At 70.3% G+C, this 16492-nt stretch carries 13 protein-coding genes; 3 read left to right on the forward strand and 10 right to left on the reverse strand.

Annotated elements, in window-relative coordinates; genetic code table 11:
* Window positions 1-141: 141 nt before the first annotated feature.
* On the reverse strand, window positions 142-1614 hold the full coding sequence (gene ahcY / locus ACIRGA_RS31510) for an adenosylhomocysteinase (RefSeq protein WP_400947839.1): 1473 nt from the start codon (window positions 1612-1614) through the stop codon (window positions 142-144).
* A gap of 91 nt (window positions 1615-1705) precedes the next feature.
* Here ahcY and ACIRGA_RS31515 point away from each other — a divergent pair, with 91 nt between their 5' ends.
* On the forward strand, window positions 1706-4000 hold the full coding sequence (locus ACIRGA_RS31515; RefSeq protein ID WP_400947841.1) for a hypothetical protein: 2295 nt from the start codon (window positions 1706-1708) through the stop codon (window positions 3998-4000).
* Between the two features lie 44 nt (window positions 4001-4044).
* Here ACIRGA_RS31515 and ACIRGA_RS31520 read toward each other — a convergent pair whose 3' ends face one another.
* The 3 genes from ACIRGA_RS31520 to ACIRGA_RS31530 form a co-directional block, all read right to left on the reverse strand.
* Window positions 4045-4749 carry an LPXTG cell wall anchor domain-containing protein gene (locus ACIRGA_RS31520; protein ID WP_400947843.1) on the reverse strand — a complete coding sequence of 235 codons (705 nt, stop codon included), beginning with the start codon at window positions 4747-4749 and terminating at the stop codon, window positions 4045-4047.
* A gap of 224 nt (window positions 4750-4973) precedes the next feature.
* Entirely contained in the window at window positions 4974-6494 is a 1521-nt protein-coding gene (locus ACIRGA_RS31525) for an amino acid permease (protein WP_400947845.1), read from the reverse strand.
* Between the two features lie 222 nt (window positions 6495-6716).
* Window positions 6717-7631 (reverse strand): cation diffusion facilitator family transporter, encoded by a 915-nt coding sequence (locus ACIRGA_RS31530; protein ID WP_400947848.1) that lies wholly within the window; start codon window positions 7629-7631, stop codon window positions 6717-6719.
* A gap of 144 nt (window positions 7632-7775) precedes the next feature.
* Here ACIRGA_RS31530 and ACIRGA_RS31535 point away from each other — a divergent pair, with 144 nt between their 5' ends.
* A complete protein-coding gene (locus tag ACIRGA_RS31535) occupies window positions 7776-10784 on the forward strand; it encodes a BTAD domain-containing putative transcriptional regulator (protein ID WP_400947851.1) in 3009 nt (1002 codons plus the stop codon).
* Window positions 10785-10825: 41 nt separating this feature from the next.
* Here the strand turns inward: ACIRGA_RS31535 and ACIRGA_RS31540 are convergent, their stop codons facing one another.
* The 6 genes from ACIRGA_RS31540 to ACIRGA_RS31565 all read right to left on the reverse strand — a co-directional run bounded on the left by ACIRGA_RS31540 (window position 10826) and on the right by ACIRGA_RS31565 (window position 15944).
* Entirely contained in the window at window positions 10826-11335 is a 510-nt protein-coding gene (locus ACIRGA_RS31540; RefSeq protein WP_400947854.1) for a hypothetical protein, read from the reverse strand.
* A gap of 188 nt (window positions 11336-11523) precedes the next feature.
* Entirely contained in the window at window positions 11524-12747 is a 1224-nt protein-coding gene (manA, locus tag ACIRGA_RS31545; RefSeq protein WP_400947946.1) for a mannose-6-phosphate isomerase, class I, read from the reverse strand.
* A 66-nt stretch (window positions 12748-12813) separates the two neighbouring features.
* The gene (locus tag ACIRGA_RS31550; protein ID WP_400947857.1) at window positions 12814-13905 is read right to left on the reverse strand and encodes a hypothetical protein; all 1092 of its coding nucleotides are present in this window, start codon (window positions 13903-13905) and stop codon (window positions 12814-12816) included.
* The gene (locus tag ACIRGA_RS31555) at window positions 13889-14110 is read right to left on the reverse strand and encodes a Trm112 family protein (protein WP_240599820.1); all 222 of its coding nucleotides are present in this window, start codon (window positions 14108-14110) and stop codon (window positions 13889-13891) included. The genes ACIRGA_RS31550 and ACIRGA_RS31555 overlap by 17 nt, the downstream gene beginning before the upstream one ends.
* 52 nt (window positions 14111-14162) lie before the next feature.
* Window positions 14163-15518, reverse strand: coding sequence for a phosphomannomutase/phosphoglucomutase (locus ACIRGA_RS31560; protein WP_400947859.1), 1356 nt, complete (start codon window positions 15516-15518; stop codon window positions 14163-14165).
* A gap of 72 nt (window positions 15519-15590) precedes the next feature.
* Window positions 15591-15944 (reverse strand): DUF3499 domain-containing protein, encoded by a 354-nt coding sequence (locus ACIRGA_RS31565; RefSeq protein WP_400947862.1) that lies wholly within the window; start codon window positions 15942-15944, stop codon window positions 15591-15593.
* A gap of 116 nt (window positions 15945-16060) precedes the next feature.
* On the opposite strand from ACIRGA_RS31565, the gene ACIRGA_RS31570 reads away from it, so the two are divergent.
* Complete coding sequence (locus tag ACIRGA_RS31570) at window positions 16061-16492, forward strand: metallopeptidase family protein (RefSeq protein ID WP_005150818.1); 432 nt, start codon at window positions 16061-16063, stop codon at window positions 16490-16492.

Genomic DNA, 16492 nt, shown 5'->3' on the forward strand with positions numbered 1-16492 from the left:
TGGGGGGCGTTCTGGTGTTGTCCCGCCCGGCCGGGGGGGGGGGGGGGGCCGGGTGGGGGGGGGGGGGGGGGGGCGGGGGGGGGCGGGGTTGGGGGCCCCCCCCCACCCCCCCCCCCCCACCACTCACGAGCGCGGCAGCGATCAGTACCGGTAGTGGTCGGTCTTGAAGGGTCCTTCGACGTCCACGTCGATGTACTCGGCCTGCTCCTTGGTCAGCTTCGTGAGCTCACCGCCGAGCGCGTCGAGGTGGATCTTCGCGACCTTCTCGTCGAGCTTCTTCGGGAGGCGGAAGACCTCCTTGTCGTACTCCTCGTGCTTGGTGAACAGCTCGATCTGCGCGATCACCTGGTTGGAGAAGCTGTTCGACATCACGAACGACGGGTGCCCGGTGGCGTTGCCCAGGTTCAGCAGGCGACCCTCCGACAGCACGATAATGCTCTTGCCGTCGGGGAACACCCACTCGTCGACCTGCGGCTTGATGTTGATCCGCCGGATGCCCGGGTAGCGCTGCAGGCCCGCCATGTCGAGCTCGTTGTCGAAGTGGCCGATGTTGCCCAGGATCGCCTGGTGCTTCATCCGCGCCATGTGCTCGACGAGCACGACGTCCTTGTTCCCGGTGGTCGTGATGATGATGTCGGCCTCGCCGAGGACGTTCTCCAGCTTCTTGACCTGGTAGCCGTCCATCGCCGCCTGCAGCGCGCAGATCGGGTCGATCTCGGTGACGATCACCCGCGCGCCCTGGCCGCGCAGCGATTCCGCGGCGCCCTTGCCGACGTCGCCGTAACCGCAGACGACCGCGACCTTGCCGCCGATGAGGACGTCGGTACCGCGGTTGATGCCGTCGATCAGCGAATGCCGGATGCCGTAGCGGTTGTCGAACTTCGACTTGGTCACCGCGTCGTTCACGTTGATCGCCGGGAACAGCAGCTCACCGGCCGCGGCGAGCTGGTAGAGCCGCAACACGCCGGTCGTGGTCTCCTCGGTGACCCCGCGGACGCCTTCGCCGATCTTGGTCCATTTGCCGGTGTCGGCCGCGACGGAGGCCTTCAGCAGCTGGAGGAACACGCGGAACTCGTCCGAGGTGTCCTCGTCCGGCGAGGGGACGACGCCGGCCTTCTCGAACTCGGTTCCCTTGTGCACCAGCATGGTGGCGTCGCCGCCGTCGTCGAGGATCATGTTGGGACCTTCACCGTCCCAGGTCAGCATCCGCTCGGTGCACCACCAGTACTCCTCCAGCGACTCGCCCTTCCAGGCGAACACCGGGACACCCTTGGGCTCCTCGGGGGTGCCGTGCGGGCCGACGACGATCGCCGCGGCGGCGTGGTCCTGGGTGGAGAAGATGTTGCAGGAGGCCCAGCGCACCTCGGCACCCAGTGCGACGAGGGTTTCGATCAGGACCGCGGTCTGTACCGTCATGTGCAGCGAGCCCGAAACCCGGGCTCCCCGCAAGGGATACACCTCGGCGTATTCGCGGCGCAGCGCCATCAGGCCCGGCATCTCGTGCTCGGCGAGGCGGATCTCCTTGCGGCCGAACTCGGCGGCCTCGAGATCGGCGACGGCGAACTCGATGCCGTTGCGGGTGTCGTGCCGCTTGGCAACGCTTTCGGGGGTCATATGCGCGCTTCCTCCAAGGTTGGATGACATCGGAACAGTACCGTTGTCGGTTCAGTCCCCACTGAAACGGTTTGGAGGCTTCACCGTGGTCATGCCGGGTCCCGATACCCGCGTCGTCGAAATACGCGTACCCGGGCTAGTGGGCACGAGCGGTGAAAGCCTGCTGGATTCGACGTCGGTGGTCGACGTCGCGGGCGACGGCGTCGGCAGGCTGATCCGGCCGTCGGACCGGCTGCGCCGACCCGCTCCCGGTCCGGTGCTGCCCGCGCTCGGCCGTTCGATCCCGCGCATCCTCGAAGGCTACCTGTGGAGCGGCATGACCTCCGGGGGCGCGGCGAAGGCGACCTGGGCGCTGCTGTTCCCGTTCTCGCTGGCGAACGTCGCGCACTGGATGCTGCCGCCGGTCCCGGAAGGCAGGCGCTTCGCGGCGCTGCTCGGCGGAACCTGCCGGGCACTGCTGCGGGTGGCCTCGCTGCTGCTGACGATGCTGCTGATCAGCCAGCTCGCGGTGGTCTCGCTCGACCTCTTCGCCGCGCAGTGCCTCGCTCCCGGTTCGACCTGTCTCGAAGGAACGCCGTCGTTCCTGCGGGACTTCGCGCCGCTGCGGACGGCGATCGGTGTACTGCCGTTGCTGGCGCTGATCTTCGTGCTCGACCGGATCCCGTCGTCGGACTGGCGCTCGCGGAACAGGGTGCATCGCGCCCACAGTTCGAGCCCGCTGCAACCGCAGGACCTGCCGCGGACGCCGGGGCTGCGCACGCTGCACACCGTCGCCGCCTTGACCTGTGTCGCGCTTCCGCTGCTCGGCGGGCCGTTCCGGCTGCCGTCCACGACGTTCGACCTGGTCGTCTGGATCTGCGCGCTGGCGCTCGTCCTCGCCGCCCTGCTGGCCTCGACGGTCGGTTTCTCGGCCGGTCCGGTGATCCGGGGCGGGCTGATCGCGGTCGCCGTCGTGCTGGTCGGGATCGCCGTCGTGCGCCGGACGCCGCTGCCCGCGGGGCTGCCGGGCGGCGGGCTCGGCGGAGCGGACGGGACGGTCGAAGCGCTGGGCGCGGCGATGGTCGCGGTGACCGTGCTGTTCGCGCTGATCCTCGTGCCGGCGGCCCTGCTCGGCCGATCGACGTGGAAACACCTGCCGCGCCGGCTGCGGCCCTGGCTCGGCGGCTGGGCCGCGGCGCCGGTCGTCGCGCTGGCCGGGCTGCTCGGCGGCGGGTTCGGCGCGGGGCTCGCGGTCGCGCTGCGGCAGCTGGTCGGCGCGAGCGACCTCCGGCTGCCCGACACCTACTCGCTGGTGACCGTGTTGTGGGGCGCCGGTCTCGCGCTCGCCGTCGTGCTCGGTGTGCTGGGCTTCGCGGTCGCCGTCCCGTTGCGGCGGCTGCGCCGCGGCATCCCGGAGATCGTCGCGCTGATGGAGATCAGCAAGGCGCAGGAAGAGGAGGCCGCCCGCGTCTGGGCCCGCGCCTCGTGGGAACGCAAGCATCTGCACCATCTCGCGCTCACGGTGGCGCTCGCGATGGCGGCGGGCGGCGGCGTGCTCCTGGTGCTGCGCTTCGGCTTCGGCCCGCTGGGCGACTGGTCCAAGCCGATCTCCGCGATCGGCGTGTTCGCGCTGGGCGCGATGGCGGCGGGCTTGCTGCGCGTCGTGTTCGCCGCCGCGACGACCCCCAAACGCAGCCGTCACCTCGGCGCGCTGGCGGATCTCGTGTGCTTCTGGCCGCGGGCCGCCCATCCGACCGTCCCGCCGAGCTACGCGCTCCGGGTCGTCCCGGAACTCGCGGACCGCGTCAAGGAACATCTGGCCGACCCGGGCACACGGGTCGTGCTGTCCGGTTACAACCTCGGCAGCCTGCTGACCGTGCTCGCCGCCGCGCGCGTGATCGCCGACCTCCCGCCGGAGGACCGCGACCGCGTCGGGCTGCTGACCGCGGGTTCACCGCTGCAGTGGGGCTACCAGCGTGCCTTCCCCGCGATGCTGCCGCAGAAGCAGCTGGCCGGGCTGTACGAAGGTCTCGACGGCCGCTGGCGGGCGCTGTGCCGCGGCACGGACATCTTCGGCGGCGGCGTCACGACGTGGCGGCATCGCGTGGTGGCCGGGAAACTGCTGGGCGACGGCTACCTGCCCGGCGGCGGCACCGGCCCGCTGGCCGCCGAGGCCGACGATCAGGGCGTTCTCGTGCTCGGCGGCGATCACTGGCTGCCCGACCCGATGCGCGGCCCGACCGGACGGCACCGCTGGGCGCCCGGCGTCCTCAAGCACACGGACTACGTCGTCGACGCCGAATGGGACAACGCCGTCGCGATGGCCGCCGGTCTCGGCCGCCCTCGGCCGAAGAACGCTTGGGGCGAGCAGGGTTCGCTGTTCGGGGACTTCCCGCAGATGCGCTGAAGGCCCCCTTCGCGAGGAAGAGGGCCTTCAGACATCAGCTAGCTTCAGTTGGCCTTGCCGCGACGCACGCGCAGCAGGACCAGGACGCCGGCACCGGCCAGCACCAGCAGGCCACCGGCCCACAGCAGCCAGGCGTTGTCGAAACCGGTGTCCGCGAGGCCACCGCCGTTGCCGCCGTTACCGCCGACGTTCGGGGCGGGAACCGCGGTGCTCGACGGAGCGGAGGTCTCCGACGGCTTGTCCGTGGTGGTCGGCGCGGTCGTCGGCGGCTTGGCCGTCGAGGTCTTCGTCGGCTCGCTCGGCTTCGTCGGCTCGGTCGGCTTGGTCTTCTTCTCACCACAGGCGAACCAGTGGCTGATGTCGGCCTGCTGGCCGCCGCCGTTCATCGGCGAACGCAGCTTCTCCCACGGCGGGGTCTCCCCGAGACCGCGCTTGCCGGGCTCGTAGATGTTGTAGCCGTCGCCGCCCTTGACCACGATCGCGGTGACGGTGACGCCTTCACCGATCGCGGTGATGTTGAGGAACTTGTCCTTCTGCGTGCCACCGGTGAAGGTCAGGTCCTTCGTCGAGATCTCGGTGCCCGGCAGCTTCGCCTTCTCACAGGTGCTGACGTTCTTCGGGGTCGGGATGGCCCGGCCGTCGTCGGTGTGGCACGCGAGCGCGGTGCCCGTGACGCCGAGCAGGGCGGCCGTCGCCAGCGCGACGACGGTGACGGCGGAGCGGACACGCCGTCCGGAAATGATCTGCATTCAGAGCTCTCCTGTACCGATCGGGGGACAAACGAGCAAAGCGCGGTTGCCTCTTCTGAGGGACGATGGTCAACTCGCGGTGTTTCTCCACGAGTTCCGTTCACCCGACGGGGTGAGGCAAGAGCCCGGACGTTAGCGCACACCGATTTCACACCGAAACCGGGGCCCCCGACAAAGCGGCCCACCATCCACAAAGGAATGGTGGGCCGCCGAAACGAGAGAGATCAGTCCGAAACGGACGTCGGCACCTCGCCCTTGTTCTGCTTGCCGAGCAGCGAACGACGACGGCTGTAGGCGAAGTAGATGACGATGCCCAGCGCCATCCACGCCAGGAAACGCAGCCAGGTGAGCACGGTCAGGTTCAGCATCAGCCAGAGGCAGGCGATGATCGCCAGGATCGGGATCACCGGAACCCACGGCACCCGGAACGCGCGGGGCAGATCGGGCCGGGTCTTGCGCAGTACCAGCACACCCGCGGAGACCAGAACGAAAGCGAAAAGCGTCCCGACGTTGACCATTTCCTCGAGTTTGTCGGCCGGGAAGAACGTCGCCGCGACCGCGACCAGCCCGCCGACGACGATGGTCGCCCGCTTCGGCGTCCCGGTCGAGCCGGTCTTCGCCAGGCCGCGCGGCATCAGGCCGTCACGCGACATCGCGAAGATGATCCGGATCTGGCCCAGCATCAGCACCATGACGACGGTCGTCAGACCGGCGAGAGCGCCGACGGAGATGATGTTGGCCGCCCAGTCGACGCCATTGGCGGCGAACGCGGACGCGAGCGTCTTCTTGCCGCCGTCACCCGCCGAAGTGGCGAGGTCCTTGTAGTTCACCATCCCGACGACCACGAGCGACACGGCCACGTACAGCACCGTGACGATGGCGAGCGAGCCGAAGATGCCGCGGGGCACGGCCTTCTGCGGGTTGCGGGTCTCCTCGGCGGTGGTCGCGACGATGTCGAACCCGATGAACGCGAAGAACACCAGCGACGCCGCGGCCAGCAGGCCGAAGACGCCGAACGAACTGCTGCCGCCACCGGCGATCAACGAGAACAGCGACTGGTCGACCCCGGTGGACGCCGACTCGCCGGCGGACTGGGCCTCCGGGACGAACGGGGTGTAGTTCGAACCCTTGATGTAGAAGATGCCGAGCACGATCACGAACAGCACCACCGCGACCTTGATCCCGGTGATCACCATGGAGAACCGCGAAGACAGCTTCGTGCCGACGGCGAGCAACGTGGCCAGCACCAGCACCACGAGCAGGGCGCCCCAGTCGACCGGGACCGGACCGATCTCGAACGTCGTCTTCGTGCCCTTGCCGAAGATGTAGGAGAGCACGGTTTCGAGGTAGGCGGACCAGCCCTTCGACACCGCGGCCGCGCCGACGGCGAGTTCCAGGATGAGGTCCCAGCCGATGATCCACGCCATGAACTCGCCGAACGTGGCGTAGGAGAACGTGTACGCGCTCCCGGCCACCGGGACGGTCGACGCGAATTCCGCGTAACAGAGGGCGGCCAGCGCGCAGGCGATGGCCGCGAACACGAACGCGAGCGAGACCGACGGTCCCGCGAAGTCACCGGCCGTGCGCGCGGTGAGGGTGAAGATACCGGCACCGATGACGACGGCGACACCGAAGACGGTCAGGTCCCACGCGCTCAGGTTCCGCCTGAGCCTGGTCCCCGGTTCGTCGGTGTCCGCGATGGACTGCTCGATGGATTTCGTACGCCACAGACCGTTTCCGGGCACCCTTGACCTCCTACACCTGACTGCGGTTCAACGGACCCTATCGCCCGGTCGTGACGGCAGCGCGGTGGGAGAGCAACGAAGTACCCGGAGGTCGTGGCAGTGATCGGCGGAGTACGGACAGTTGCTCCGGACTGCGTCAAAAGTCCGTGAAGGCCTCCTTGAGGGACTCTGGGTCCCTCAAGGAGGCCTTCACGGACACCTTTCACCCGACCCCCGCCAGGCTCACGCCAGCGCGCGGTCCAGATCCGGCTCCAGGTAGATCAGCTTCGCCGTCGCCACCTTCGCCCGTACACGCGCTTCGGCGTCGTCGATGGCTTGCGCGATTTCCGCGGTGTCCAGCCCCGGCACCAGCGCGAGCTTCGCGGCCACCAGCATCTCGTCCGGGCCGATGTACAGCGTCCGGATGTGGATGACCCGCTCGACCTTGCCCGCGGCGAGTTCGTCGACGATCGTGTCGAGGTCGGTCTCGGAGGCGCCCTCGCCGATCAGCAGGCTCTTCATCTCGATGATCAGGATGATCGCGATGATGCCGAGCAGCAGGCCGATCATCACGGTGCCGATACCGTCCCAGACCGGGTCGCCGGTGACGACCGAGAGGCCGACGCCCGCTAGCGCGAACACCAGGCCGAGCAGCGCGCCCGCGTCCTCCAGCAGGACCACCGGGAGTTCGGGGGTCTTGGCCTGGCGGATGAACGCCCACCAGCCCGCGTCGCCCTTGATCTTCTTCGACTCCTGGATCGCGGTGTAGAAGGAGTACGACTCGAGCCCGATCGCGACCACCAGGATGCCGACCGCCACCAGCGGCGAGGTCAGGCCCTCCGGCTCGCTGATCTTGTGGATGCCCTCGTACAACGCGAACACCGAGCCGAGGCTGAAGAGCATCAGCGCGACGATGAACGAGTAGAAGTACCGGTCCCGCCCGAAACCGAACGGGTGCGTGCGGGTCGCCTTGCGCTGCGAGGTCTTCTGGCCGAGCAGCAGGAGCCCCTGGTTCGAGGTGTCCGCGAGCGAGTGCACCGACTCGGCGAGCATCGAGGACGACCCCGTGATGAGGAAGCCGGTGAATTTCGCGGCCGCGATTCCGGCGTTCGCCACGAGCGCGGCGATGATCGCCTTGGTTCCGCCACCTGCAGACACGTGCAACTCCCCGGATGGTGTCCCGATATGCCGGGTTCGAAGGCTAGCAGTGCAGATGAGCCGGTACGCGCCGGGCGGGACAGGTCACAGAATTGTCGGGCCCCCTCGCTAGTCTCGCCCCTCTCATGACCTGGGGAGGTGCCCGTGCCGCGATTCGGCGTGCTCGGACCGTTGACGATCGAAGGCCCGCCGGGGCGGCGCACGACGCCGCGCGGCGATCATCAGCGTGCCCTGCTGGCCGTCCTGCTGCTGAACGCGAACTCGCCGGTTCCGGTCGACGCCCTGGTCGAGACGCTCTGGCCGGACACTCCGCCGAAGTCGTACTCCTCGAATCTGCACACGTACGTCTCCCGCCTGCGAGCCCGGTTCGAGGGGCTGGAGATCGAGCGGGATCCGTATGGCTACCGGCTGGTCGTCGAGCCCGCCGACCTCGATCTGCTGTCCTTCCGCGAAGCCGCCGCGGCGGGCAAGGCGGCGGCGCGGGCGGGCGATCCGGCGGCGGCCGCCGGGCACTACCGCCGGGCGCTGGCGGAATGGCGGGGCCCGGTCCTTTCCGGGCTGCACATCCCCCGGCTCGACGCCGACGTCGCCCGGCTCGAGTCGGAGCGCCTCGCCGCCTTCGAAGACTGTGTCGACGCCGAACTGTCCGACGGCAGGCACGGCGAGCTCACCGGCGAGCTCCAGGCGATGATCACCGAGCATCCACTGCGCGAGCGGCTGGCCGCGCAGCTGATGATCGCGCTGCACCGCGCCGGGCGGCAGGCCGATTCGCTGGCCGTCCACCGCGATCTGCGCACCACCCTCGTCGAAGAGCTTGGTGTGGAGCCCGGCGCCGAGGTCCGCCGCGTGCACGCCGCCGTGTTACGCGGCGAGGATCCGGTGCCCTCGGCCAAGGCGGCGCCGGTCTTCCCGATCTGCCAGCTGCCGCCGGACATCGCGGATCTCGCGGGCCGCGAGAGCGAGATCGCGAAGCTCTCCGGGCTGCTCGGCGACGGTACGGGCGTCCCGGTCGCGGTCATCACCGGCGAGCCGGGCGCGGGCAAATCCACGCTCGCGGTCACCACCGCGCACCGGCTCCGCCGGTCCTTTCCTGACGGACAGCTGTTCGTCCCGCTGTCCGGCGCCTCCGACCCTCGCGACCTTTCCGAAGTCCTCGGCGACCTGTTGCGCGCGCTGGGCGTCACCGGGCCCGCCATCCCGGACGACGTCGAGGCCAAGGCCGCGGTCTACCGGGGCCGTCTCGCCGATCGGCGGGTCCTCGTGGTGCTCGACGACGCAGCGAGTCCCGAACAGGTCCGCGCGCTGCTGCCGGGCACGCCGGGCAGCGCGGTCCTGATCACCAGCAGGCGGCGGCTTTCCGGGCTCGCCGGGGCGGATCGTCTCCCGCTCGCGCCACTGTCCGGTGCCGAGGCGGTGACCCTGCTGGCCCGGCTGGCCGGGCCGGACCGGGTGGGCGCCGAACGCGCGGACGCGGAACGGATCGCCAAGGCCTGCGGCAATCTTCCCTTGGCGTTGCGGATCGCGGGAAGCAGGCTCGCGATGCGGCCGGGCCTGCCGCTCGGGAAGCTCGCCGGCCGACTGGAGGACGAGGTCTCGCGTCTCGACGAACTCCAGGTCAGCGATCTCCAGGTCCGCGGCAGCATCGCGTTGAGCTATCAGGCGTTGAGCCCGGCGGCACGGCGCGCGTTCCGGCTGATCGGCCGCTGCCGCACCCTCGATCTGCCCGCGTGGGCGGTGTCGACGCTCATCAACGACACCGCCGACGAAGAAGCGGAGGAGGCCATCGACGAACTCATCGAAGCCAGCCTCCTCGAAGCCACCGGTCTCGATCCGACGGGCGAGCAGCGGTTCCGCGTGCACGACCTCGTCCGGGTGTTCGCCACGGAGCTCGGCCGGGAGCTGGAGACCCACGCCGAGCGGGTGGCCACCGTCGCGAAGGTGTCGGACGCGGCGTTGTGCCTCGCCGACACGGCGGCCCGCCGCCTGCCGAGGACGGTGCCGATGCCGTTGTCGGATCACGACGTGCCCGCGCAGCCGCTCGACGGCGAGCTGGTCGAGCGGCTGCTGCGCGATCCCGGCACCTGGTTCTCCGTGGAGCGGGCCAACCTGGTCTCCGCCGTCGCGTCGCTGTGCGCCGTGGGCTGGCGGCGGAAAGCGTTGCGAATACTGGAAAGGCTGAGCGCGTACCTGTACTTGCACAGTCATTACACCGACATGCGGGCGGCGTACGAGACGTTGCGCGACGCCGCCCGCGAGGCGGGCGACAGGCATATCGCCGTCATCGCGGAGGCGAACTTGGCGGTGCTGCTGCACGTTCGCGGCGAGTACGAACGCGCCGTCGAGGGTTACCGCGAATGTTCGAAGGAATTGGCGGAGCTGGGCGATCTCGCCACCCGGGCGTGGGTGGAGACCAATCTGGCGCACAGCCTGGTCGGGCTCGGCCGGGCCGGGGAATCGCTGCACGCCGCCACCCAGGCGCGCGAAATGTCCACTGTGGAGGATTCCGGGACCCATGCGAGGCGGGCGGAATCCGCCGCTCTGCACAGGCTGGGCAAGATCTCCGAGGCCCTGGAGATCGATCGCCGGATTCTCGCCCAGGCGCGGGAATCGGCTGACGACCGGCAACTCGGCGTTGCCCTGCAAGGACTTTCGTGGTCGCTGATGCTCGACGGCCGCCCGGAGGAGGCCTTGGCGACGATCGAGGAATCGGTCCGCGTCCTTCGCCGGACGACGGCGAAATCGGCGCTGGCGAAGTCGTTGCGCACCCAGGGCGCGATCCTCGCGGGAGCCGGACGGCGCGCCGGCGCGGTGAAGGCCTACGAGAACGCGCGGCGGCTGGCCGGAGCGCTCGAAGAACGGCCGAGAGAGCTTTCCTGCACCCGCGCGATCGCCGCGAGCTGGATCGGCGACGGCCGGGCCGACCGCGCGATTCCCGTGCTGCGCCGATGTCTCGACGAATTCCGGGCCATGGGCGGGAAACCGGCGACGGGCCTCACCCTGCACGTGTTGCGCAGGGCGTACGAGGCCGTCGGGGAAACGAAGGCGGCCGAGGCGGCGGGTGAAGAGGCGAAGCGATTGGAAGTCCCCCACGACGCCAACGCTTCGACCCTCGTCCGGTTGCTGTTGTCGCTCACCGAACCCGCCCCGGCCTGACCGGATGGTGCCCGACCCCTCAGACGGGCACCATCCGGAAGTCATCGGTCCGAGATCGCGGATTCCCGCAGCCCGGTGGAGAACCAGGCCAGCGCGATCACCAGCACGCCGTTGGCCACCGCGTCCCACACCGGCGGCGAGGCGGGCCCGAGCCGCGAGACCGCGAACATGGTGATCAGCCCGGCGACGGTCAGCATCACACGGACGGGCTGGGTGCCCGTCACCACCAGCGCGGCGGTCAGCAGCACCTGAGCGCCGAGCGAGACGAGCACGACCAACGGGAGGTTCAGCCTGCTCTCCGCGCCCGCGGCGAGCTCGTGCAGACCGCTCCCCGCGGCCTTGACCGACTCGATCGCGTCACCGGCGAGCCCCGCCATCGCCTGCGCCGAACCGGCCAGGTCCTGGCCGGTCGGCACCGGGAGGACCAGGTCGACGACCGGGGCGAGCGCGGTCACGACGGCGAATCCGAGCGCGGCGAGCAGGGCGGTGGGGCGCACGGGAACCGGCACCCGGAAAGCGCGTCCGCTCGCCGCGTCGGGATGGGAAGTCACTGCTGTCGCTCCTTGGCTATCGGCATCCGGAGCGAGCCGACGCCAAGCGCCGGGTCACCCCTTCGGGCGATAGTCGCGGAACCCGCCACACGGAACGCACACACTTCGGCCAAGGACACGCGTTCAGTCCTCTGGATGCGGTCCTTGCGTGTGCAAGTACCGCATCCAGAGGACTGAATGCGAAGGGATCAGCAGGTGCCAGCGGTGGCGCGGAACACCTGGGTGCGCTCACCGGACAGCGGCCGCACACGGACCTCCGGATCGGCGGCCGGGAGCCACACCGACTGGCCGCGGCGGAGTTCGACCTGCTCGCCGTCGTCGGCCGTCACCAGCAGGCCACCGGCGGTGCACAGCAGGATCTGCGGGCCGACGTCGTGGACGGCGACCTCGCCGTCGTCCCCCGCGTCCCATTCGATCCGGGACAGCTCGAACTCCGGCGCGTCGGTGCGATACACCGACATACGCTCCTCGCGCTCACCGCTCTGGACCGGCATCTCTCCGCACGCGAAATCGACGACGCGCAGCAGCTCCGGCACATCGACGTGCTTCGGGGTCAGCCCGCAGCGCAGGATGTTGTCCGAGTTCGCCAGGATCTCGACGGCGGTGCCGTGCAGGTACAGGTGCAGGTTGCCGGCGGGCAGGTAGATCGCCTCGCCCGCGCTGAGGGTGAGCCGGTTGAGCAGCAGCGCCGCGAGCACTCCCGCGTCACGCGGATGCGATTCGCCGAGTTCCAGGATGGTCCGGCATTCGAGGTCGAACTCGCCGCGTTCCTGGACGTGCTTCACGCACGAATCGAGGACCTCGGGCAGCAGTTCGTCGAGCGCGGCCTGCGGCAGGGTGATCCAGGTGGTGAACAGCGCGCGCAGCCCGGCCGGATCCGGCTGGGCCTCCAGCAGTACCGCGTACTTCGCCAGCCCCGGCGTCTCGATCGCCTTCAGCAGCGCGATCGTGCGTTCCGGTTCGCGGAAGCCGGCCAGCGCGTGGAACTCCGTCAGCGCGCAGACCAGTTCCGGCTTCGCCGTCGGATCCGGGTAGTTGCGGTTCGAGGCGTCGCGCGGGATCCCCGCCGACTCCTCGCGCGCGTACCCCTCCGCCGCCTGCGCGGCCGACGGGTGCGCCTGCATCGAAAGCGGCTCTTCGGCGGCGAGGATCTTCAGCAGGAACGGCAGCCTGCCGCCCCAGCGGCCGGCGCAGGTCGTGCCGAGCTGGCCGACGGGATCGGCTTCGACGAGCTCCAGCAGGCTCCGCTCGGTGCCGTCCGGGCCGATGACGTGGGACGGGTCACCGGGGTGGGCGCCCATCCACAGTTCCGCCTCCGGATGCGGCGCCGGCACCGGACGCCCCAGCAGCTCGGGGATCGTCGTTCTGGACCCCCACGCGTAGGGCCGCACGGCATTGCGCAGCAGCTCCACTGTCACCTCAACTCCTCGCCGGGCACGGGTGGTGCCGGCCCTCATTGCTTACGTCGCGCTCGGGACTCACGCCGTTGCAGGCGTGTACCTCCCGGCGCCGCCGATGCTGCCCACGGCCAGCCCCAGATAGACCGCGGCCAGCTCGAAACGCAGCGCGAGAACGGCCGCACGCACGATCTCGTCCGTTTCGATCTCTTCGGCCGGGGCGATCACGTCGCCGCCGGGCAGCAGGTCTTCCGCCTGATAGCGGGCCGCCTCCGCGGCGGGCCCCGTCCGGACCGAGAGGAGCAGCACCCTCGGCGTCGCGCCGGCCCCCTCCTCCGGGTCCGCGAAGATATCGCGCTCCGCTCCGCCGGACAACGCCGCCCGCCGCAAAGCGGGCCTGGCCAGTGCCTGGCGATAGTCCTCGACGTCACAGACGACGGCGGCGTGCGCGGCGAACGCGTGGGCCGCGTGCTCGCCGACGGCGACCGCGACCGGGTCCAGTCCCCACAGCAGCGGCTGGCGCTCGGCCAGCTTCAGTGCCATCGCCTTGGCCGGGTTCGCGAACGAGTCCCTGGCCAGGTAGTCCTTCTCGGCTTCCGCGTCGAGGTGGTCCGCGAGCTGTTCGAGGTCGGCCACCAGCAGGCCGAGCGCGTTCGCGGTGAGCAGCGCGGCGGCGAGCCCGCGCGGGAAGGCCATCTCCGGCGGGACCGGGAGCCTCGGCGCGAGCAGCAGCCCCTTGCCCGCGACGGAGGCCGCGACCGGGCCTTCGTCGGGCGCGGACAGCACGACGGTCGCCCCGAACCGGGCGGCGCGCTCCAACGAGGCGGCCAGCTCACGGTCTCCGGCGTCGTCGGTGTGCGCGAAGACCACGTCGAGCGCGCCGATCCAGCTCGGCACCACCTCGGCGACGACGACCGGCACCGGGCACGACGGGGTCAGGAGCGCGGCGACCAGCCGGGTCAGCGTCCGGCTGACCCCCGGCCGGTCGATCAGCACGAGCGAGCGCGGGCGCCCGACGTCCAGGCGATCGCTCAGCTCGAGTTCGGCCGCGGCTTCGGCGGTCGCCCGGACCTGGGCGCCCGCCATCGCGGCGGCACGGAGAAGCCCCGCGGTGTCGGCCTCGGCCAGCCTCGCGGGATCGTCGAGCAGGGAATCGTCAGGGACCGTCGGCATGAGCGCCATCCGGGGTCGTCGGCTCGGTGGCTTCGTCCAGCAACAGTACCGGGATTCCATCACGGACCGGATACACGCGACCGCATTCCGTGCAGGTCAGCGCATCGGCCTCCGGATCGGCCGTCGTCCCCGGCCGCAGCGGCGCGTGATCGGGGGACGGGCAGGCCAGGATCTCCAGCAACTGTGCGTCGAACGTGACGGCCATGGTTACTCCCTACCTGTGGGACGACTCTATGTGTGTTTTCACGACACATTCGTTACCCACGGACAATCGCCAATACGTCTTCGGTCAGCGCCCGGACGGCCTCGGCGTCGGCGGCCTCGACGTTCAGGCGGAGCAGCGGCTCGGTGTTGGACGGGCGCAGGTTGAACCAGCCACCGCCGGGGAGCTGCACGGTGAGCCCGTCCAGTTCGTCGATCTCGACGCCGTCCCGCGCGCCGAAGGCGTCCTTGACCGCGATCATGCGCGCGACCTGGTCGTCGACGGTCGAGTTGATCTCGCCGGAGGCCGCGTAGCGCGAGTACTCCGCCGTCAGTTCGGACAGCGGGCCCGCCTGCTCGCCGAGGGCGGCGAGGACATGCAGCGCGGCCAGCATGCCGGTGTCGGCCCGCCAGAAGTCGCGGAAGTAGTAGTGCGCGGAGTGCTCGCCGCCGAAGATCGCGCCGGTCTTGGCCATCTCGCCCTTGATGAACGAGTGCCCGACCCGGGTGCGCACCGGCTTGCCGCCGTGCTCGGCGACGATCTCCGGGACACCCTTCGACGTGATCAGGTTGTGGATGATGGTGCCGCCCGGCTCCTTCTCGAGCTCGCGGACCGCGACCAGCGCGGTGATGGCGCTCGGCGAGACCGGTTCGCCGCGCTCGTCGACGACGAAGCAGCGGTCCGCGTCGCCGTCGAAGGCGAGGCCCGCGTCGGCGCCTTCCTCGCGCACCTTCGCCTGGAGGTCGACGATGTTCTTCGGGTCGAGCGGGTTCGCCTCGTGGTTCGGGAAGTTTCCGTCGAGCTCGAAGTACATCGGGACGACCTCGATGGGCAGGCCCGCGAAGACCGTGGGGACGGTGTAGCCGCCCATGCCGTTGCCGGCGTCGACGACGACCTTCAGCGGGCGGCTGCCCGAGAGGTCGACGAGCTTGCGCAGGTACGCCGCGTAGTCCGCGAGGACGTCCTTCTCGGTCACCGAACCGCGCTGGCCCTCGAAGGCGGGCACGCCCTGCTCGACGGTGTCGCGGATCTCCGCGAGACCGGAGTCCTGGCCGACCGGGGCGGCACCCGAGCGGCACAGCTTGATGCCGTTGTACTTCGCCGGGTTGTGGCTGGCGGTGAACATGGCGCCCGGCAGGTTGAGCGACCCGGACGCGAAGTACAGCTGGTCGGTGCTGGCGAGGCCGATGGACACGACGTCGAGCCCCTGCGAGGTCACGCCGTCGGCGAAGGCGGCGGACAGCTCGGGCGAGGACTCGCGCATGTCGTGGCCGATCACCACGGAGTCGGACTCCGGCTTGATCAACAGGGCGAACGCCGATCCGAGGTCGCGGACGAGTGCCGCGTCCAGCTGCTCACCGACCACGCCGCGAATGTCGTAGGCCTTCACGATGCCCGAAAGGTCTGGCACGCCTGCTCCCCGCCAATAGTCTCGTTACAACGCCCTCTGGCGCGCTCGAAAGCCTACCGGCGAGCCCTCGCGTCAGGCGCGGCCGGGCAGGACGCGCAGGTGGCCGCGCCTGCCCGAGGGGCCCTCGGGTTCGGGCTCGGGCGCGGGCTTGTCGGAGCGACCCGCTTCGCGCACGGCCTCGGCCAGCGCGGTCAGCTCGTCCGCGGAGGGATCCGGGGCGGCGAAGCCCCCTTCGTGCCGGACGACTTCCCAGCCCTTGGGCACGGTCAGCCGGAGGGCGTGCGCCTCGCAGAGGTCATAGGAGTGCGGCTCGCTCGCGGTGGCCAGAGGGCCCACGACGGCTGTCGAATCGCTGTAGGCATACGTGAGCGTGGCGACAGCGGGTTCGAGACAACCCGTTCGCGAACACTTTCGTACGCTCCGCACGATCGAGAACGATAGCGCGTCGCGAGCGCGGCGTACCGGCGACACGCGCTTTGAATCGCCGAGCGCGTACCCTTCGGTTCGTGGCGACGGCTCGTGATTCCCGACAGCGACGGCGGATGCGACGGGACCGGCACGGCCGGGGCCTGCGCGGAGCGCTGTATCCGTCGACCCTTCCCGCCGCCGCTAGCAGGGCGGAAAGGTTCGACGCGCTGGTTTTGGACGCGCTCGAACCGATCGAAGCGCGGTGGCGGCACGAGCTGACGAAGCTCGACGTCGCCGTCGACGACGTCCCCGAAGTTCGCTCGGATGGCGCACCGGCCGGAGTGGACGGCGTGTTGCACGACGGCGCCGTCCCTCTCTCGCGGCTCGTACCCGCCGGCGTCGACCGCGCCGGCCTCCCGACACGGGCCCGCATCGTCCTCTACCGGCGCCCCCTCGAAGCGCGCGCGAAAGACCCCGGCGAACTCGCGGAACTCGTCCACGACGTCCTCGTGGAACAGGTGGCGGGCTACCTGGGCGTCGAACCCGACGTCATCGAAGGCGACTAA

Source organism: Amycolatopsis sp. NPDC102389, from assembly GCF_044765885.1.
Classification (GTDB): Bacteria; Actinomycetota; Actinomycetes; order Mycobacteriales; family Pseudonocardiaceae; genus Amycolatopsis.